This is a genomic window from Lysobacter sp. A421, from assembly GCF_054052145.1.
Map to the genome: position 1 here is coordinate 220,285 of NZ_JBSVRL010000002.1, position 19,934 is coordinate 240,218.

Below are 19,934 nucleotides of genomic sequence, written 5' to 3' on the forward strand. Positions count from 1 at the left end.
AGGTTTTAGATTGGCGGTTAATCTAGTTAAATCAATAGGTTGGGATGGTTATCCCGGATATTCCCGAACACCACCACCACCAGGCTTTTGATTTATACATTCTTTTGTATTGGGCATAGGGGTAGGACCGAATGCGTTTCAGCCTGCAACGAGAAGTGTTTCTCAAACCGTTGGCCCAGGTCGTCAACGTGGTCGAACGCAGACAGACCCTTCCGGTCCTGGCCAATTTGCTGGCCCAGGTCAAGGACGGCCAGCTGTCTCTGACGGGCACCGACCTGGAAGTCGAGATGGTCTCGCGAGTGGCGGTGGACGAAGCCGAGGATGGGGAAACCACAATTCCGGCGCGAAAGCTGTTCGATATCGTTCGGGCCCTGCCCGATGGCAGCAAGATCACGGTGTCCCAAAGCGGGGACAAGCTTTCCGTGCAAGCCGGACGTTCGCGTTTCACCCTGGCCAGCCTGCCGGCCAATGATTTTCCTTCGCTGGACGAGGTCGAGGCCACCGAACGGGTGCAGGTCTCCGAAGCAACGCTGAAGGAGTTGATCGAACGCACTGCCTTCGCAATGGCCCAGCAAGACGTCCGCTACTACCTCAACGGGCTGCTGTTCGACCTGCGCGAAGAGAGTCTGCGCTGTGTAGCCACCGACGGCCACCGCCTGGCACTGTGCGAGGCGCCCTACGAGGGTAACGCCCAGACCAAGCGCCAGATCATCGTTCCTCGCAAAGGCGTGACCGAGTTGCAACGTCTGCTGGAAGGCGGTGACCGCGAGCTGGAACTGGAAATGGGCCGCGGCCACATCCGGGTCAAGCGTGACGACGTTACCTTCACCAGCAAGTTGATCGACGGACGATTCCCCGATTATGAAGCGGTGATCCCGATCGGCGCCGACAAGGAAGTCCGGATTGACCGTGAAGTGCTGCGTGCTTCCCTGCAGCGCGCAGCGATCCTGTCGAACGAGAAGTACCGGGGCGTCCGCATCGAGGTCTCCCCGGGCCAGCTCAAGATCAGTGCGCACAACCCTGAGCAGGAAGAAGCGCAGGAAGAAGTGGAAGCAGATACCAAGGTCGACGACCTGGCGGTTGGCTTCAATGTCAATTACCTGTTGGACGCGTTGTCAGCGCTGAGGGGCGATCAAGTGGTGCTGGCATTGCGTGATGCAAACTCTTCGGCCCTGGTGCGAGAGGCCGACAACGAGCGTTGCCGCCATGTGGTGATGCCGCTCAGGCTTTGACGGACCCCGTACCCCACATGTTCCACGTGGAACGCGTTTACCTTGCCACTACGCCCGGTTTGTCCGGGCGTAGTGGTTTCTGCCGCGCGGCGATTGGCTTAAGGTGCGGTCAATGCGTGTAACCCGCCTTGATATCCGGCACCTGCGGCGATTTCAGGAACTGTTGCTGCAACCTGGCCCAACGGTGAACCTGATCACCGGTGATAACGGCGCAGGCAAGACCAGCATCCTTGAAGCACTGCATTTGATGGCTTACGGGCGCAGCTTCCGCGGTCGGGTGCGCGACGGGCTGGTCCGGCATGGGGATGACACATTGGAGGTTTTTGTTGAATGGCAGGAACTGACCAGAAGCCGTTCCGGGGGGCACTTCCTGCCGACGGGAGCCCCTGACGGTGATATCCGGATGCGGAAAGCCGGTTTGCGCCATAGCGGGCAAGACTGGAGTGGCCGGCTGGATGGGGCCGGCGTGTCTCACCTGGGAGAACTGTGTGCTGCTTTGGCGGTGGTTACGTTTGAGCCAGGAAGTCACGCACTGATAACAGGGCCCGCCGACATTCGCCGGCGCTACCTTGATTGGGGACTGTTCCACGTGGAACCGGGCTTTCTCCCCTTGTGGCGGCGCTACTCCCGGGCCCTCAAACAACGCAATGCGTTGTTGAAATCCCGCTCTGGTCACTCCCAGATCGACGCGTGGGATCGTGAGCTTTCCGAGGCAGGTGAGCCGCTCACCAGGTACAGACACGCCTATCTGTCCGCTCTGCAGCCTCTGTTCAGCGAGGTCGCGGCGGATCTGGCGCCGGCATTGGGGGGTGTCACGATGGACTACCAGCCGGGTTGGCGACGCGATGACCTTCCTCTTGCCGATGCGTTGCTGCTCGCCCGTGACCGGGACCTGCAGACGGGCTTCACTTCGCTGGGGCCGCACCGTGCCGATTGGCGCATCCAGTTTGGTTCGCTGCCAGGTCGGGACGCGTTGTCTCGCGGGCAGGGAAAGCTGACCGCGTTGTCCGCCTTGCTGGCGCAAGCGGGCCATTACGCGGCGACTCGTGGGGAATGGCCGGTGATTGCGTTGGACGACCTGTCCTCGGAGCTGGACCGTAACCATCAGCAACGTGTGCTTCAGCGTCTGTCAAACAGTGGCGCGCAGGTATTCATCACTGGAACCGAGCGGCCCGCAGCGCTGGCTGCCCTGTCCATCGATGCCACCTTGTTCCACGTGGAACAAGGTGTGCTGAGCGCAGGCGATACCGTCTAGTTCCACCGCAGGAGGCGCTCCACGCTGCCCATGCGGCTGCCTGAATGCCAATCCGGGCGCCGGGCCGTCAAATCCGCGGCAAGGCGCAAGGACACTCGTCCTGCCTGCTATACTGAGCTACGTTTTCCCTTGCGTTTCGACGCCGCCGCGTACTTGGCGGCCGCGTCGTCGGAGCCTGTTGCCGCATGACCCAGATCGAACACGATCCTTCCCCGATCCGCAGCGAAACCCAGCCGGACGCTACCTCGCCGTCGCAAACCTACGATTCCAGCAAGATTACGGTCTTGCGTGGACTGGAGGCCGTACGCAAACGTCCAGGCATGTATATCGGTGACGTGCACGACGGTACCGGGCTGCACCACATGGTGTTCGAGGTGGTCGACAACGCCGTCGACGAAGCCCTGGCCGGCCACGCCGACGATATCGTGGTCACCCTGCACGAGGATGGCTCGGTTGCGGTGTCCGATAACGGGCGCGGCATCCCGGTCGACCTGCACAAGGAAGAACACGTCTCTGCGGCCGAGGTCATCATGACCGTGCTGCATGCGGGCGGAAAGTTCGACGACAACAGCTACAAGGTATCGGGTGGCCTGCACGGCGTCGGCGTATCTGTGGTCAACGCCTTGTCCGAGCATCTCTGGCTCGATATCTGGCGCGATGGCTTCCACCACCGGCAGGAATATTCGCTGGGCGAGCCGCTGTACCCGCTGAAGAAGCTGGAAGCCTCCGACCAGCGTGGCACCATCCTGCGCTTCAAGCCGGCCACCGCGATTTTCTCGGATGTGGAGTTTCACTACGAAATCCTCGCCAAGCGCCTGCGTGAGCTGTCTTTCCTCAATTCCGGGGTTCGCATCACCCTGCAGGACGAACGCGGCGAACAGCGAAAGGACGTGTTCGAGTACGAGGGCGGCATCCGCTCGTTCGTCGAGCACCTGGCCCAGCTCAAGACCCCGCTGCACCCGAACGTCATCTCGGTCACCGGTGAGGAGAATGGCATCACCGTGGACGTGGCGATCCAGTGGACCGACGCCTATCAGGAAACGATGTTCTGCTACACCAACAACATCCCGCAAAAGGATGGCGGTACCCACCTGATTGGTTTCCGGGCCGCGCTGACCCGCACCCTGACCAACTATATCGAGCAGTCCGGGCTGGCCAAGCAGGCCAAGGTGACCTTGTCGGGCGATGACATGCGAGAAGGCATGATCGCGGTGCTGTCGGTCAAGGTGCCGGATCCGAGCTTCTCCTCGCAGACCAAGGAAAAGCTGGTCTCATCCGACGTGAGACCGGTAGTTGAGCACACGTTCGGTGCACGTTTGCAGGAGTTCCTGCAAGAGCACCCGGTTGAAGCCCGTGCGATCACCGGCAAGATCCTGGATGCAGCCCGTGCCCGCGAGGCCGCCCGCAAGGCGCGCGACCTGACCCGTCGCAAGGGTGCCCTGGATATTGCCGGCCTGCCCGGCAAGCTGGCCGACTGCCAGGAAAAGGATCCCGCGCTGTCCGAACTGTTCATCGTCGAGGGTGACTCCGCCGGCGGCTCGGCCAAGCAGGGCCGCAACCGCAAGAACCAGGCGGTGTTGCCGCTGCGCGGCAAGATCCTCAACGTCGAGCGCGCCCGCTTCGACCGCATGCTTTCCAGCGCCGAGGTCGGCACCCTGATCACCGCGTTGGGCACCGGCATCGGCAAGGACGAATACAACCCCGACAAGCTGCGCTACCACCGCATCATCATCATGACCGACGCCGACGTCGACGGCGCCCACATCCGTACCCTGCTGTTGACCTTTTTCTACCGGCAGATGCCAGAGTTGATCGAGCGCGGCTACGTCTACATCGGCCTGCCGCCGCTGTACAAGATCAAGCAGGGCAAGACCGAGGTGTACCTCAAGGACGATGCGGCGCTCAACGCCTACCTGGCCAGCAATGCAATCGAAGGCGCGGCGCTGATCCCGGCCGAAGGTGAGCCACCGGTCACCGGCGTTGCCCTGGAGCAGTTGTTGCTTGCCTACGCCAGCGCACGCGAAGCGATTGCCCGCAATGCGCATCGTTACGACCCCGAGGTGCTCGAGGCGTTGATCGATTTCACGCCGCTGGACGCCGAGCATCTGTCACAGAACATCGACGAACGCCATGAGCTGGACCTTCTGGAACAGCGCCTCAACCAAAAGCAGTTGGGCAAGCCGCGTTATGCGTTGAGCCTGCAGGCCGCCACCGATGCGCATCCTGCGGCGCTGGTGGCCAAGCGCACGCACATGGGCGAGGAGTTGCTGCAGGTACTGCCTTTGGCCGCGTTTGCCGGCGGCGAGTTGCGACCGTTGCGCGAGGCCGCCGCCCAGCTGCATGGGTTGATCCGCGAGGGCGCGAAAATCATTCGTGGCAACCGCGAACAAGCCATCGACAGCTTTGCCGAGGCCCAGGTGTGGTTGCTGGAAGAGGCCAAGAAAGGCCGCCAGATCCAGCGCTTCAAGGGCCTTGGCGAGATGAACCCGGAGCAGTTGTGGGACACCACGGTCAATCCGGAAACCCGGCGCCTGCTGCAAGTGAAGATCGAGGACGCGGTGGCTGCCGACCAGGTCTTCAGTACCTTGATGGGCGATGTGGTGGAACCGCGCCGCGCGTTTATCGAAGACAACGCGCTGAAGGCGGGCAACCTGGATATCTGACCGGTCGTGCACCGGAGTGTGGGACCGCGCGGTGCAGGCATCGCGCGGACGCCCGCTGCGTGGCCTTGACCTGGCATTCATCGGTCTACGGTTACACCGAAGGCATTGCAAACAAGGAATATCACTTATGAAGCGTCTGCTCCTCAGCGTTGCGATGGCGGCCGTCGTCGCCGCCTGCGCGACCACCACCTCGCCCACTGGCCGCACCCAGGCGGTTGGCGCAGTTTCGCAGCAACAGCTTGACCAGATGGGCGCGGAGGCATTTGCCGAGTACAAGGCCAAACTGCCCCAGAGCAAAAATGCCGCCCAGACCCGCTATGTGCGCTGCGTGGTTGATGCTGTCACCCAGCAGCTGGCGAGCGGCGACAAAACCCAGTGGGAGGTGGCGCTGTTTGCCAACGATGAACCGAACGCCTTCGCGCTACCGGGCGGAAAAATCGGCGTCTACACCGGGATCTTCAAGGTCGCCAAGAACCAGGATCAGCTGGCCGCGGTGATCGCCCATGAAATCGGGCATGTCATCTCCCACCACCATGACGAGCGCATTACCCGGCAGATGGGTGCGCAGGCCGGGCTGGGTGTCCTGGGCGCGTTGATCGGTTCGCAATATGGGAGCGGCGCCGCGCAGACGACACAGCAGCTTGGCGGCATGGCGGTGCAGACCGCGCTGTTGCTGCCCAACAACCGCACCCAGGAGTCCGAGGCGGACGTCGTCGGACAGCGATTGATGGCACAGGCCGGATTCGACCCGGGGCAAGCAGTGAACCTGTGGCAGAACATGATCGGTGCCAGCTCCGGTAGCGCGCCCGAATGGCTGTCGACCCATCCCGATCCGCAGAGCCGTATCGCGGAGCTGGATGCGCGGGCGGACGGGTTGGCGGCGACCTATCAGCAAGCTCGCGCCGCCGGCCACGTTCCCAAATGCGGTTAAGGCGGCATCAGGCTAGGACGAAATGCACCTTCTACCCGCAATAAGTTTCTGCTAGGTTGTTCGTCCACTGTCCTCCAACCGATCCGCAGCCTCTGGCAGCGATCGCTGCCAAGGTGATTGAATGAACGGTTCCATGTCCTCCAAGCGGCTGCTCGCCGTTGCCATCGGCGCGATGTTCGCTGCGGCAGGTGGGGTCGCAGCGGCCCAGACGCAGCAGGCGCCCGACGCCGGTGCGACAGCGGCAGTCGCTGAGGCGCAGGCCGGCTCGTCGTCGTCCGCGCAGCAATCGACCGAGCGTCGCCGCGGCGGCGCCAGGCAAGCACGCACGGATCGGAGTACTCGCGGGAGCCAGGACGCGCGGGCCGAGGTCGAGCAGGCCTACCCCGAGGCAACCCGGCAGAATCCCGAGACCAATGCGAGCGCGAGCGCGTCACGCAAGATGAGCAAGATGATGGATCTGTATGAGGCGGACGAGGGTGCCCAGGCGCGCGCGATCGCCGATGAAATCCTCACCGATTCGAAAAGCAATAGCTATGAAAAGGCCTACTCGGCCCAGTTCGCCGGACAGGTCGCCTACGACGCGGATGACCAGGACGCCGCCATCGGTTACTACAAGCAGGTGATCGAGTTGGACGGGCTGGACAACAATGCCCACTACAACGTGATGTTGAACCTCGCCCAGCTGCAACAGCAGCAGGAGCAGTATCCGGAGTCGCAGGCGACGTTTGAACGCTTCTTCAAGGAGACCGGAAGCCAGGATCCGACCGCGTTGATGATGCAGGGTCAGGGTCTGTATCTGATGGAGCGCTACGAGGACGCCGCTGCGACCATGGAGCGGGCGATCGCAGCAAGCGCCGATCCCAACCCGCAGTGGCAGGCGCTGCTCATGCAGGTCTATGCAGAAGGCGGCAACAACGCCGAAGCGGTCGGCATGGCCGAGAAAGTGGCCGCCGCCAAACCGGACGACAAGCGCGCCCAGATGAACCTGGCGGCGACCTACCAGACCGCCGGCATGCCCGACAAGGCAATTGCCGTCCTGGAGCAGCTGCGTGCCAGCGGTCAGCTCAGCACGGGTAACGAATACCAGGTGTTGTACGCGACCTATGCCAACATGGACGGGCGCGAGAAGGACGTGATCGCCGTGATCAACGAGGGCATGCAAAAAGGCGCACTGGAGCCCGACCATCAGGCCTATCTCGCGCTGGCGCAGGCTTACTACTTCTCGGACCAGCCCGATCTTGCGATCGACGCGTACAACAAGGCGGCCCCGCTGGACAGCGACGGAAGCACGTACCTGAACCTTGCCAAGGTCCTGCATCAGGAAAACCATATTTCCCAGGCGAAGGATGCCGCCAGGAAAGCGCTTGAAAAAGGCATCGAGAAGAAAGAAGACGCCAACCGGATCATTGCGCTGCCCGGAAGCTGACCGCATCACGAAACCGTGCATTGCCGCTTGGAATCAGCGGTTGAGTTTGATATATCCTAGGAGGTTCCCGCCGCCCAAAAGCAGCGGAAACCATTTGACGGCCCGAGGCGTTACGTACGCTCCCGGCACCCCCACCCGAGCTGATGGCGCATGACGCAAGACCTGGAAATCCCAACCAAGAAACGAGACGACCGCGAAGGGTTGAACTGGGCGCGTGTCGCCGGTATCACCATCGCGATTGCCGTGCACGCCGCAGCGTTGTTGTTGATGCTGGCGCCGATGGCAGCTCCTCCGGTGGATACGGCAGAGGAGGAGGTGACGATGGTGAACATCATCAAGCCACCGCCGCCGCCACCACCACCGCCGCCGCCGCCGCCGGAGCAGCCCAAGCCGATTACTCCGCCCAAGGAGTTGTCGCCGCCGAAGCAGACGCCGTTGCCGCCGCCGCCGGAACAACCGCCCATCATCGTCGATGACCCGAGTCCGATGGATGTCCCGGCGCCACCGCCGGCACCGCCAGCACCACCGGCGCCACAAGACACGCTGGGCTCGGTCAACCCGTCGTCCAGGGCCATGAACCCGCCGAAGTATCCGCCCTCTGCGGTCCGAAGCGGAATCGAAGGCACCGTGATACTGGTCATCAGTATCGATGCCCAGGGCAACGTGTTGGACATCGAGGTAGAGAAGTCCAGTCGTAACCGCGATCTTGACCGGGCCGCAATAGAGGCGGCCAGAAAGTGGCGGTTTGCTCCGGAGATCAGTAACGGGGTTCCGGTCGCCAGCCGGGTTCGCGTCCCAGTGGACTTCACCCTTGATTGACCTGGCAGCAAATGATTTCGCAACAACTGTCCAGATAACATCCTGCGCAGGCAACACCGATTCCCAGAACCACCCATTGCAGTACTTTGACTTTGCAGTTCCCTTCTTCCACGACATCCAAAGGTAAGCGTCATGCTTCAGGAAACCACCACCGCTGCCGCTGCTGGAGGCAACAACGCCGACGCGTTCCAGCAGATGAGCTTCTCCCACATGGTGCAGAACTTCGATCTGGTAGCCTGGATCGTATTCCTCACCCTCACGCTGTTTTCGGTGCTGTCGATCTACTGGATCGTCGTCAACCTGATCAAGGGTGCGCGGCTGCGCTCCAAGGCCGATCGGGTCATCGAGACGTTCTGGGAAACCACCAACGCGCAGGATGCCATCCGTTACATGGAAGAACAGGGCAGCTCGGAGCCGTTCTCCAAGATCGCACTCGATGCGGCCCAGGCTGCGGCCCATCATCAGCGCAACGAAGGCTCTCGCCTGGTCGAATCGCTGAATCGCTCCGAGTTCGTCGACCGCGCCTTGCGCCAGTCGGTGACCCGTGAGTCGATGAAGCTTGAAAATGGACTTACCGTACTCGCGACCGTCGGTGCGACCTCGCCGTTCGTCGGTCTGCTGGGTACCGTTTGGGGCATCTACCACGCCCTTATCCGTATCGGCCAGAGCGGCAACGCGTCGATCGATGCGGTGGCCGGTCCGGTGGGTGAGGCGCTGATCATGACCGCATTCGGTCTGTTCGTCGCGATCCCGGCAGTGGTGGCATTCAACTTCTTCACCCGCGTCAATCAGGTGACGAACAGCCGCTTCGATACTTTCGCCCACGACTTGCACGACTTCTTCGCCACCGGTTCGCGGGTGGGTGAGTTGCCGTCCCAGCGCTGATAGACCAGCGTTCCCAGGCATGAGGTTGGAGTCCGGATATGTCCTTCAGTTCAAATAGCGGTGGCCCGATGGCCGAGATCAACGTGACACCGTTGGTGGACGTGATGTTGGTGCTGCTGATCATTTTCATGATCACGGCACCGCTCATGGCGCACAAAGTCCAGGTCAAGCTGCCTGAAGTGGTGATCGAAGATACGAAAAAGGAGGCGCCGGAGGTGCAGCCGATCACGATCGCGATCGAGGCCGACGGCTCGGTGTTCTGGAATGACGAGCCGGTCACGCCATCGTTGATGGAGAGTCGTCTGTCGGTCGAAGCCCAGAAGACACCACAGCCTCAGATCAACGTGCGCGGCGACAAGACCACCAAATACCGCATCATCAAGGACGTGGTGAACGTTGCGCAGTCGCAAGGCATGCGCAAGGTGGGCTTCATCGCTGTCAGGGATCGCACCCAATAAACCCGGAGAACACGAAATGTCCATGAGTTCAAGCTCCGGCGGCGCGATGGTCGATATCAACGTCACCCCACTGGTTGACGTTCTATTGGTGCTGTTGATCATCTTCATGGTGACCGCGCCGATTGCTACCTACCCGATCGAAGTCAACCTGCCGCAACGTTCCAACCAGCCACCGCCGTTGTCCGAACCCCCGCCGCCGATCCGCGTGCGGATCGAGGCGTCCGGCCAGGTGTTCTGGAACAACTCGCCGTACCCGTTGAGCGCGATCGCGAGCATGATGAAAGCGGAAGTCGCGCGCGATCCGACCAACCAGCCACAGCTGGAGATCGACACCAACGATGATGCCGACTACGGCACGTTGGCACAGGTGCTGTCGCTGGCCAGGAATGCGGATATGAAGAAAATCGGTTTCGTCGAGAAATAATCGTCAAGCGCTACCGTGGATTTGGAAACGCCACCTTCGGGTGGCGTTTTTTTTGCCACATCGATCAGCCTTGATCGCCGTCCTGCAGGATCGACAAGTAGCCGCGTACCGTCGCCGCCAGTCCGGCATACAGCGCTTCGGCAATCAGGGCGTGCCCGATCGATACCTCCAGCAGGCCTGGCACCGTGCGCACGAATGCCTGAAGGTTGTCCTGGCTAAGGTCATGGCCGGCGTTGATTCCCAGCCCGACCGCCTGCGCCCGGGCGGCAATGGTGTGGAATCGGACCAGCATCGCTCCGCTGTTGCCAGCCGCTGCGGATTCGGCATACGGGCCGGTATACAGCTCGACCCGGTCGGCGCCTGTGTGTGCGGCCAGCTCGATGCTCGCGGCGCGCTCCGGGTCCCACGCATCGGCAAACAGACTGACCCGGCAGCCCGAGCCGTGCAACTGGTCCACCAGCGGGCGCAAGCGTTCCGCGTCACGTCGGAAATCGAAGCCGTGGTCCGAGGTCAGTTGGCCGTCCCCGTCGGGCACCAGCGTCGCCTGAGTGGGTCGTACCCGCTCACACAGGGCCAGGAACCCGGGGTAACCGGGGCGGGCGGGAGCGAAAGGATTGCCCTCCAGGTTCAACTCCACACCGCGTGAGGCGGTCAATTCCGCCAACGCAAGCACATCATCGGCGCGGATATGACGGGCGTCGGGACGTGGGTGCACGGTGATGCCGTGGGCTCCGGCATCCAGGCAGGCACGCGCGGCATCCACCACGTCAGGTTGGTTGCCACCGCGCGAGTTGCGCAACACCGCGATTTTGTTGACGTTGACACTGAGGAAAGTCATCGCCGAAGCATAACGCGGCGGGCAGGGATTTCGCGGCGGGCGCACACGAACCCCTACAGCAGCGGCGATACCAGCCGGGCCAGAGCTTCGGGTAGCCGGCTGCGCCACAACGGTCGTTCCCGGTCATCCCTGACCCGCACCGAGTTTCCGCATTCGTGCTCGACCAGCTGCGCCAGCTGCTGCGCCAACGGCCGATTGCGAAACAACACCGAGACTTCGAAGTTGAGGCGAAAGCTGCGGTGGTCGAAGTTTGCACTGCCGACGATGACAAGATCCTCGTCGCACACCAAGGCCTTGCTGTGCAGCAGGCGCGGACCGTACTCGTAGATTTGTACCCCAGCGGCCAACAGGTCGTCGAAGTACGAGCGTGCCGCATGGGTAACCAGCCGGCTGTCACTCATCTTTGGCAGCACCAGACGGACGTCCAGCCCGCCCAGTGCAGCGGAAGTCAGCGCCATCATCGCGGCTTCACCGGGCACGAAATAAGGCGTCATCAGCCAGACACGGGTGGTGGCGGAATGGATGGCGGCCACGTGCAGCCGATGGATCGCCTCCCAGGACGAATCCGGCCCCGACACGAGGGTTTGTGCCGATATCCCGCCCGGTTGCGGCGGCGGGTGGTCCAGCGTCAACGGCGCGGCGCCGGTGGCGTAGGCCCAGTCCTCGACAAACACCAGTTGAAGGGAACGCACGACGTTGCCCTCCAGGCGCACGTGCAGATCGCGGTAGGCATTGGGGTGGAGCTGTTCGTCCTGCTCGTCGGTGATATTGATGCCGCCGGTAAAGGCGGTGCGACCATCGATGATCACGATCTTGCGATGGGTCCGCAGGTTCAGCCAGGGGCGCTTCCAGAACCAGCGCAAGCGCATCGGATGAAACCAGCAAAACTCGCCGCCGGCGTCCAGCAAGGGCTTCAGGAATCTGCGCGAGACGCGACCGGACCCGACCGCATCCAGCAGCAGGCGCACCTTGACCCCGGCCTGCGCCCGCTCGACCAGCGCGTCACGCAACGCAGTCCCGGTGCGGTCGGGCAGGTAAATGTAGTACTCCAGATGGACGTGCTCGCGCGCCTGGGCAATGGCGGCGAGCAGTTGCGAATAGGTTTGCGCACCATCGACCAGCAACTCGGCGCTGGTGGCGGTAGTGGGGGGTAGGCCGGTCGTTGACTGGGCCAGCCGGGCCAGCTCGATCGCATCGGGATCCAGCGACTGGCCGGGTGGTGGCGGTGGCAGCGCGGCATGCGCGCGAACCCGGCGCAGCCGATGCCGCTGGATCTTCTGCGGCCCGAAGAAGTAGTAGATCAGGAACCCGAGGTAGGGCAGGGCCGCCAGGCTGATCAACCAGCTGAGGGTTGCCGCCGGCTCGCGTTTTTGCAACACGATCCACAGTCCCAACCACACCACATAACTGGCCCAACCCACCGCCAGCCATAGTTTGAGGTGCTCAATGGCGAGCAGGTCGCGCCACAGTTCAGTCAAGACGTCGATCACGGCGTACCCCCCGGCTCACGCGGCGAGTGCCATCAGAACAACACTGGCAGCAGCGGCCCATCCAGCCACAGCCAGCGGGTCATCCACGCGCACACGAATGCAATCACAACCGTCAATGGGACTCCCACCCGCAGGAAGTCGCCGAACCGGTATTGGCCTGGTCCGAGGATCAGCAAGTTGCCGTGATGGCCGATCGGTGTGAGGAAGGCAACCACCGCCCCCAACGCGGTGCAGACCACGAACGGAGTGGGGTCCATGCCCAGCGACTGGGCAAGCTCGACGGCAATGGGACCCAACAACACCGTGGTCGCGGAGTCGGAAAGAATCTGGGTCAGCAAGCCGGCCATCGAAAACAGGACCAGCAAGATCGCCAACACTGGCCAGCCGGCCACCACGTGGCGCAATCCGGAGGCCAGCAATTGCGCGGTGCCGGTCTGCTCCATGGCGATGCCCAACGGAATCACGCCGGCAATCATCACGAACACCCGGACGTCGATTTCCCGATAGGCCTGGCCGATCTCCACGCACCGGGTCGCAACGATGGCCACGGCACCCAGCAGGAACGCCAACGGCACCGGAAGCCATTCGGTCACGGCGGCAAGGATGGTCAACCCGAGGATCACCAGTGCCAGAGGCGCGCGCACCCGCCGCTTGGCCTCCCCGGCGAATGGCACCAGCATGAGGAAGCCATGATGGGTGGCCAGCTCGGCAAATCGCGACGGCCGGCCCCACAGCACCAGCAAATCCCCTTCGCGCAGCCGGGCGTCCGCCAACCGCGGCGCGACATGGCCTTCGCGCCGCCACAACCCGACGATGACGGCCCGGAACTGACGCGAGAAATCCAGCTCACGGATGCTGCGACCAATGAACTCCGAACCCGGTGCGACCACGGCCTGGACCAACTGCGCCTTGCCTTCATCCTCGCCGGTCGCCCGCGCCCCGAAGCGCGCGATGGCGTGCAGGTCGATGCCGGTATCGTCGTGCAGCGAGGCCAGCGCGTCCGCGGAGGCTTCCACCAGCAGCACGTCGCCACTGATGAGGGGACTGGAATCGCCCAGGTCGCGGCGCAACTTGTCGTCGCGCATCCAGCCGATCATGCGGAACTTGTCGCCCAGCGCTTTCTGCAATTCGGCCAATGGCCGGGTGCTCCAGCGCGAGCCTTCCACGATCAGCAGCTCGGTGCGGTAGCGATCCAGCCGCAGGTAGCCCTCATCGCCCAGCTCAGCGCCGCGCTTGGGCAGGATCCAGCGCGTGAGCAGCATGTAGACCATCCCGATCAATACCAGCGCAATGCCGATCGGGGTGATCGAGAAAATCCCCAGACCTTCCGCCCCGGTACGTTCCAGCAGGTTGTCGGCGAGCAGGAACGCCGGCGCGCTGACCAGGGTCAGGCAGGTGCCCAGCGAAGCGGCCAGCGACATCGGCATCAGCAATCGTGATGGGGCCAGCCCCTTGTCCTTGGCCAGCCGGCTCAGGATCGGCAGCATCATCGCGGTCACCATCACGTGATGGGTGAACGATGCCATCACCGCAACGGCCGGCATCGTCACCGCGATCGATCGTGCCTCGCTCTTGCCCGAGGCGCGGCCGATCCACTGGCCTATGTGCTCGGTGATGCCGGTGGCTGCCAGCCCGCCGGAGATGATGAAAACCGCTGCGACGATGATGGCCGGCTCACTGGCGAAGCCGGACAACGCCTGCTTCTCGTCCAGGATTCCGGTGACCACCAGCGCCAGCAGGATCAGCATGGCAGCCACGTCGACGCGCACCCGTTCGCTGATGAACAGGTACAGGCCGCCTGCCAGGATCAGCAGGAATGTCAGTTGCTGCAGGGTTATCGGAAGCCAGTCCATGGGGGCCATTGTGCGGTACAACACCGGACCTTCGCACGGTGGCCGCTTCCGTGATCGGCCACCGAACCATCACAGGCCATCCCATTACAATGGGGCTGCCGGAATCACGTACTGCAGATGAACCAGCCCAGCCCCCCACAACTTGGCGATGATTGCTTCCGACTGGCGGTGGAGGCTTGTGTCATCGGCATGGGCATCACCGACCTGGAAGGTCATTGGCGTGAGGTCAATCCGGCCGTTGAACGCATGCTGGGCCGTGACGCGACCGCCTTGATCGGTCGGACGGCATTTGACTGCCTTCACCCGGACGATGAGCCATCGGCGCGAGAGCAACTGGCGGCCCTGGTTGCCGGCCAGATCGCGACCATCGACCAGCAATTACGCTACCTGCGCAGTGACGGTGAGTCGGCCTGGCTGCAGGCCGACGTCGCGATACTGCGAGACCCCGAGGGGGCGCCTCAATACCTGCTGATGCAATGGCGCGATGTATCCGCCGAACACGGACGCGCGGCCGACGCGGAGGTCGCCAGCGGCCAGTTGCAACTGTTCGTTGACGCAGCCACGCACGACCTGCGCGCGCCGTTGCGGTCGATCGAAAGCTTCGCCTCACTGCTGGCCCATCGCACTGGCGACGCGCTTGACCCGACCAGCCAGGAGCACTTGACGCGGATCCGCAACGCCGCCAAGGGCATGGGCGGCTTGCTGGCGGCGCTGAGCGACCTGTCGAGTGCGACCCGCGTCGAACTCAAGCACGCGCCGGTCGATATCAGCCTGCTCGCCGACTGGGTGGCAGCGGAACTGCAGGATGCCGACCCGCAGCGCAATGCCGAGATCGTGGTGCAGCCGGGATTGATGGCGCACGGCGATGAGCATCTGCTCAAATTGTTGCTGGTCCAGTTGTTGCACAACGCGTGGAAATTTTCCCGTGACCGGCCTGCGGTGTGGATCGAAGTAGCCGGTCGGGTTCAGGGGGCCACCCTGGAGCTGCACGTGCGCGACCACGGCTGCGGTTTTGACGGGCAGTACGCCCACAAGTTGTTCGAACCTTTCCAGCGCCTGCATGGCCCCGATGACGGCGGTGGACATGGGCTGGGGCTGGCCATTGCCCACCGCATCATCGATCGCCATGGCGGACGCATCCAGGCGCAGTCCGAGCCGGGCGCCGGCGCCACCTTCTATCTGGAATTGCCCGCCGCGCGGGCCCGGGAATGCAATGCAGACACATAAGGTCATCCTGCTGGTCGAAGACAACCCGGACGATGTCGAGCTGACCCGGCTTGCCTTCGACGAGGCCAAGATCGCCAACCGCCTGGTCGTGGTCGGCGACGGTGCAGAGGCGCTGGATTATCTGTTCGCGCGCGGCGCCCACGGTGATCGCGATCCGGCCGACCTGCCCTCGATCGTCCTGCTCGACCTGAACTTGCCCAAGGTCGATGGCCGCGAGGTGTTACAGGCGGTGCGCGCCAACGAGGCGACCCGCAGCCTGCCCGTGGTGGTGCTGACCACCAGCACCGAACCGTTTGACGTGGAGGCCAGCTACGCGTTGGGCGTCAACAGTTATATCCAGAAGCCGGTCGACTTCGAGCAGTTTGTCTGGGCGGTCAAACAGGTGGGTTTGTACTGGTTGGTATTGAACCACCCGCGCACGCCGTAACCGGGTCAGGTCGCCAGCGCGTCACCCCTGCGCGTAGAGTTTTTGCGCCCGTTGGAACAGTATCCAGCTGGTGGCAATGACCTTGTCCCCGCCCACCGGCCGGTTGCCGCGGTGGGTATGGGTGAACGCCGCCGGCGCGATCAACAACGAGCCGGTCCGGGGTGCCACCTTGCGCCGCTGGTACAGGAACTCGGTCTCGCCTTGTTCAAACTCATCGTTCAGGTACACCGTCCATAACAGATGTCGGTGCAGCGTTTCCGCGTGCTGGTCGCGGGGATAAAGCTCGCAATGCCAATAGGGATAGCCGCCGCGGTCGCCGCGGTAGCGCTGCAGGTTGATCGCCCCCGGTCGCAGGACGGTCTGCACCACCGGCGCAAGGGCCGCATCGTCCATCGCCCGCAGGCGCTCGGGGGTTAGCCGATGATGCCGACCTTCCGCGTCCGGAACCTCCAGCATCAACGGCGCGATCAACGCATACGGATACCGGCGCAGGTAAGCCAGCAGGCCCCGGAGGACCGCATTGTTGAGCGTAGCCTCCACATCGCGCCACGGCTCGCGCCCGGTGATGGTCAGGTCCAGGCTGTCCTTCAGGTCGGGTTGTACGCCGCCACCGACCTGACCCGGCGTGGTGTCGTTGCTGCGTTCGAAGCGCGCCACCACATCGGCGCACCAGTCGCGTTCGAGCGCATCGTGTTGGGTCTCGATGAAGTCATCGACGTGGCCGCTATCCGGGTCGGTGCGGGACTCGATGGGGGAGGCGGTCATGTCAGGCATGGTGCTCCACGGAGCGATGGCAACAGCGGCCATTCTCGCACCCGACCCGCGGATATCGAAGCCGGGCGCACGAACCATACGCCGGCGTTGTAACTCTGCGGCCGGGATGTGTATCACCGGCGTTACACCGCTGAAAGCCAGTCACCGCGGGGCGATGGGCCAAATCGGGGGGTCCTGGCCGGATTTGACTGTGAGCCAGGTGTAACAACCGGCGATATAGAACCACCGGAATATCCTATTAACTCATTGTAAATAATGGGTTTTTCCGCTTTGGCATGGTGTCTGCGTGGAGGCTTAGACACCTACCGCGGGGAAATGTCATGCAAGGCGCTCGTCTCAAGCTCAGTCATTTGCTGTCGCCGCTGTTCATGGGCGTGTTGCTGGCGCCAGCGACGGCATTCGCGGCGGATGCCCACCAGGGCGTCAATGCAGAGCCGGGTGAGATCGTGCTGCTGCGGGATGTCTCCGCCCGTCATGCCTACCGGTCACCGCCACCGGGCATGGCACTGATCGTGGACCCGTCCCCGAAAAGCGAAATCAGCATGATGCTGGGCACCGGCGAATTGACGGACGCGGAATACGCGTCCATGGGCGCCGGCGCCGTGAGCCCGCGGCCGATTACCACCGTAGAGCGGATGACCACCCGCGCCATCGGCGGCTCGCTGGCGGGAGTGACCTCCGGCAACGGCATGCTTTCTGGAAGTGGAATCACCCAATCGCTGGGCGTGCACATGGGCGCGGTCGGCAATGTGACCCGCGGCATCGGTGACCAGGTGCAGGGCGCGCTGTCGCAGTTCCCGTTGGTATCGCCGCCCGCCAATGCGCCGCCGGGAGGGTGAGGATGGACATTCGTTCACTCACTGCGTTGACGACCGTGCTCTGCGCCGCGGTATTGGCCGTGGCCGTCGCGCCCGCCAACGCACAATCCGCCGATGACTACGCCGGCATGCTCGATTATCTGGCCAACAGCCGGATCGATGGCCAGGCGTTCGACGCGGCCAATGGCGCCATCGCTGTCAACCTGGCGGCGGGTGATTTCAACCAGCAAGCCAACCTGCGCAGCTTTTCCAGCGGTGAGCGCGCCGATAGCCAGGTCGTGGCCGTCCAGAAACAAACCGGCAACCAGTACGACATGCCCCTGCACGCCGCGGCAAGCATTGGCGGCGGAGCGTTCCATCGGACGAGCGGACTGGTGTCGATCAACCAGGCCAGCGGCAGTGGCAACGCGGAACTGAACGTTGTTACCGCCGCGCTGGCCAACCAGGGCATACGCGAGACGACCGACGGTGGATTGTCATCGGCCGTGTTCGCGACAGCGGGGGGGCAGCCGCTTCCGGATTCGAACGTGGCCATGACCGGCACGCGCAGCGTTGCGGTGGAGTCCACCGCGCTGCAGGGATTCGAGGGCGTCCTGCAACTCAACCAGATCGCGGGATCCGGTAACAGCATCAGCAACCAGTTTGGTCTGTCGGTGCATGGAGGCCCGTGAGCGACGTGTTTTTCAAGCAGTACCACGAGAGAGAGAGAGGAGTTACACCATGATCAACCTAAGGAAAACCGCCATCGCCATGGCTGTCGCCGCATTGGTGACCAGCCCGCTGGCCTTCGCGCAAACCGTCGACGACCCCAACATCAGCGCCGACATTCTCCATAACCATGTCGTCGTGGAAGACTGGGATATCACCGTCGACGACACCCGCAATACCACCGTCAACAACGACACCACCAACAGCACCACCGACAACACCAACGTCAACAATTACACCACCAACACGCAAAGCGATTCGTACTCCAGCGATGTGTCCATCAACGACGACCGCAGCTACAGCACTTCGGTAAGCGATTCGTACACCAGCGACTACACCAGCGACGTGTCCATCAACGATGACCGCGACTACAGCTGGAACAGCGATGTGACGGAAAACATCGAGCGCAACGAAGTGGTCAACTCCGATATCCGCAAGGAAGGCAACGAGCATCAGGTCGCGGTGTCCCTGAAGAAGGACCTGTCGCTGAGCTCCGATATCGCCATCACCGGCGCCCCCACCGTCTCGGGTGACATCGTCATTGATTCGGCCGCCATTGCGGTCGTCGACAACCGTCAGTCCTCCAGCGACAACGAGGGCTTCAACGACATGCTGACCAACGACGCTTCGATCGAGGATGACGTCGGCTCGGAAGCGTCCGGCAACCTGGCGTTCAACGTCGCCGCCGGTGACAACAACGTGCAGGACAACGCCGCCGCGCTGTCGGCTGCCGATGCCAGCTTTGCGTTTGGCATGGCCGACGCCGAGGTGTTCGTCAACCAGGCCGGTAGCGGCAACCTCACCACCAACGTCGGCGTGATCAACGATGCTGGTATCGGTGGCAACGCGTTCAATGCCGCTTCCGGCAACATCGGGGTCAACGTCACTTCGGGCAACAACAACCAGCAGAAGAACGCGCTGGCAGCCTCGGTCGCGACCAGTGCCTATGCGCAGTCCAGCGTCAGCTCCAACCAGAACAGCTCGGGCAACCTGACCGACAACATCGGCCATTATGAGAGTCGTAGCGAGACTGTCGATATCGACATCACCGGCTTTGTCGATGGCTTCACCGTCGCCGAAGGCTCGGGCAGCTATGAAGGCAGTGCCTCCGGCGAGTACGCCGGTACCGGCAACGCCTACCAGGCGCACAACTTCTATCCGGATGACTGGGATGAAGGTCCGCACCCGGGCGGTAACGATTCGGGCCATACCGACTTCGACGGCGAGGCCCAGGGTGCGGTCAACAATCCGTATCGCGACGTGGACGATGCCGGCACGGAAATCGGCGGGTTTGCGTTCGATACCGATGAAGCCGGCACGTACGAAGGCAGCGAGTCCGGGGAGCTGGGCTATTCCGAAATGGGCATAGCGATCCTCGACGCGACCTTGAGTGGCAGTGTCACCAACTGGTATGACATCGCGGTCAACGCCACCAACACGGCCAGCTTGTCGGGCAGCGCGTTCAGCGCCGCATCGGGCAACATCGGCGTCAACGTGTCGGCCGGCACCGGCAACATGCAGGCCAACAGCCTGGCCATGGCCGTGGCCCAGCCGTCCACCGGCGGTGGCGGCGAAATTCCTCCTGTTGAGTAACAAGATTCATCAAGGAGCGTAAAACCCCGGCCACTCCCTGATGGCCGGGGGTTCCCCGGAAGCCCCGCTCCACTTCCCCCGGGAGTGGGGCTTTCTCTTTCCAATGGATGAGC

Annotated in this window: 18 protein-coding genes; 14 read left to right on the forward strand and 4 right to left on the reverse strand. The window is 63.1% G+C overall.

Translation table 11 applies throughout. From position 1 onward, the window contains the following. Positions 1-131: 131 nt before the first annotated feature. The 9 genes from dnaN to ACW7G6_RS06475 all read left to right on the forward strand — a co-directional run bounded on the left by dnaN (position 132) and on the right by ACW7G6_RS06475 (position 10,093). Positions 132-1,232, forward strand: coding sequence for a DNA polymerase III subunit beta (dnaN, locus tag ACW7G6_RS06435; protein ID WP_456962742.1), 1,101 nt, complete (start codon positions 132-134; stop codon positions 1,230-1,232). Positions 1,233-1,344: 112 nt separating this feature from the next. Continuing rightward, positions 1,345-2,487: a DNA replication/repair protein RecF gene (gene recF / locus ACW7G6_RS06440; protein WP_456977879.1), complete on the forward strand. Its 1,143-nt coding sequence runs from the start codon at positions 1,345-1,347 to the stop codon at positions 2,485-2,487. Positions 2,488-2,672: 185 nt separating this feature from the next. Further along, positions 2,673-5,150 (forward strand): DNA topoisomerase (ATP-hydrolyzing) subunit B, encoded by a 2,478-nt coding sequence (gyrB, locus tag ACW7G6_RS06445; protein WP_456997827.1) that lies wholly within the window; start codon positions 2,673-2,675, stop codon positions 5,148-5,150. 127 nt (positions 5,151-5,277) lie between these two features. Next, complete coding sequence (locus tag ACW7G6_RS06450; protein WP_456997828.1) at positions 5,278-6,081, forward strand: M48 family metallopeptidase; 804 nt, start codon at positions 5,278-5,280, stop codon at positions 6,079-6,081. A 121-nt stretch (positions 6,082-6,202) separates the two neighbouring features. Further along, entirely contained in the window at positions 6,203-7,507 is a 1,305-nt protein-coding gene (locus ACW7G6_RS06455) for a tetratricopeptide repeat protein (protein ID WP_456997829.1), read from the forward strand. A gap of 150 nt (positions 7,508-7,657) precedes the next feature. Further along, positions 7,658-8,326, forward strand: a complete 669-nt coding sequence (locus ACW7G6_RS06460) for an energy transducer TonB (protein WP_456977883.1) — start codon at positions 7,658-7,660, stop codon at positions 8,324-8,326. Between the two features lie 132 nt (positions 8,327-8,458). After that, a complete protein-coding gene (locus ACW7G6_RS06465) occupies positions 8,459-9,211 on the forward strand; it encodes a MotA/TolQ/ExbB proton channel family protein (RefSeq protein WP_456977884.1) in 753 nt (250 codons plus the stop codon). A gap of 38 nt (positions 9,212-9,249) precedes the next feature. Continuing rightward, positions 9,250-9,669 (forward strand): ExbD/TolR family protein, encoded by a 420-nt coding sequence (locus ACW7G6_RS06470; protein ID WP_456977885.1) that lies wholly within the window; start codon positions 9,250-9,252, stop codon positions 9,667-9,669. Between the two features lie 22 nt (positions 9,670-9,691). Continuing rightward, positions 9,692-10,093 carry an ExbD/TolR family protein gene (locus ACW7G6_RS06475; RefSeq protein ID WP_456977886.1) on the forward strand — a complete coding sequence of 134 codons (402 nt, stop codon included), beginning with the start codon at positions 9,692-9,694 and terminating at the stop codon, positions 10,091-10,093. Positions 10,094-10,157: 64 nt separating this feature from the next. Here ACW7G6_RS06475 and ACW7G6_RS06480 read toward each other — a convergent pair whose 3' ends face one another. Genes ACW7G6_RS06480 through ACW7G6_RS06490 form a run of 3 tightly spaced genes read right to left on the reverse strand, consistent with a single transcriptional unit; the run spans position 10,158 to position 14,274 of the window. Continuing rightward, positions 10,158-10,931: a pyridoxine 5'-phosphate synthase gene (locus ACW7G6_RS06480; RefSeq protein ID WP_456997830.1), complete on the reverse strand. Its 774-nt coding sequence runs from the start codon at positions 10,929-10,931 to the stop codon at positions 10,158-10,160. A gap of 53 nt (positions 10,932-10,984) precedes the next feature. Continuing rightward, positions 10,985-12,421 (reverse strand): cardiolipin synthase, encoded by a 1,437-nt coding sequence (cls, locus tag ACW7G6_RS06485; protein ID WP_456997831.1) that lies wholly within the window; start codon positions 12,419-12,421, stop codon positions 10,985-10,987. 32 nt (positions 12,422-12,453) lie between these two features. Continuing rightward, positions 12,454-14,274 carry an SLC13 family permease gene (locus ACW7G6_RS06490; RefSeq protein WP_456977889.1) on the reverse strand — a complete coding sequence of 607 codons (1,821 nt, stop codon included), beginning with the start codon at positions 14,272-14,274 and terminating at the stop codon, positions 12,454-12,456. A gap of 117 nt (positions 14,275-14,391) precedes the next feature. On the opposite strand from ACW7G6_RS06490, the gene ACW7G6_RS06495 reads away from it, so the two are divergent. Both ACW7G6_RS06495 and ACW7G6_RS06500 read left to right on the forward strand, forming a co-directional pair. Further along, positions 14,392-15,501, forward strand: a complete 1,110-nt coding sequence (locus ACW7G6_RS06495) for an ATP-binding protein (protein WP_456997832.1) — start codon at positions 14,392-14,394, stop codon at positions 15,499-15,501. Continuing rightward, entirely contained in the window at positions 15,488-15,928 is a 441-nt protein-coding gene (locus tag ACW7G6_RS06500) for a response regulator (RefSeq protein WP_456977891.1), read from the forward strand. The genes ACW7G6_RS06495 and ACW7G6_RS06500 overlap by 14 nt, the downstream gene beginning before the upstream one ends. Positions 15,929-15,949: 21 nt before the next feature. Here ACW7G6_RS06500 and ACW7G6_RS06505 read toward each other — a convergent pair whose 3' ends face one another. Then, the gene (locus ACW7G6_RS06505; protein ID WP_456977892.1) at positions 15,950-16,693 is read right to left on the reverse strand and encodes a 2OG-Fe(II) oxygenase; all 744 of its coding nucleotides are present in this window, start codon (positions 16,691-16,693) and stop codon (positions 15,950-15,952) included. Positions 16,694-17,022: 329 nt separating this feature from the next. Here ACW7G6_RS06505 and ACW7G6_RS06510 point away from each other — a divergent pair, with 329 nt between their 5' ends. Genes ACW7G6_RS06510 through ACW7G6_RS06520 form a run of 3 tightly spaced genes read left to right on the forward strand, consistent with a single transcriptional unit; the run spans position 17,023 to position 19,821 of the window. Beyond that, positions 17,023-17,541 carry a hypothetical protein gene (locus ACW7G6_RS06510; protein ID WP_456977894.1) on the forward strand — a complete coding sequence of 173 codons (519 nt, stop codon included), beginning with the start codon at positions 17,023-17,025 and terminating at the stop codon, positions 17,539-17,541. 2 nt (positions 17,542-17,543) lie between these two features. After that, complete coding sequence (locus tag ACW7G6_RS06515; protein ID WP_456977895.1) at positions 17,544-18,191, forward strand: hypothetical protein; 648 nt, start codon at positions 17,544-17,546, stop codon at positions 18,189-18,191. Positions 18,192-18,240: 49 nt separating this feature from the next. After that, entirely contained in the window at positions 18,241-19,821 is a 1,581-nt protein-coding gene (locus tag ACW7G6_RS06520; RefSeq protein WP_456977896.1) for an adhesin, read from the forward strand. Positions 19,822-19,934: the final 113 nt, after the last annotated feature.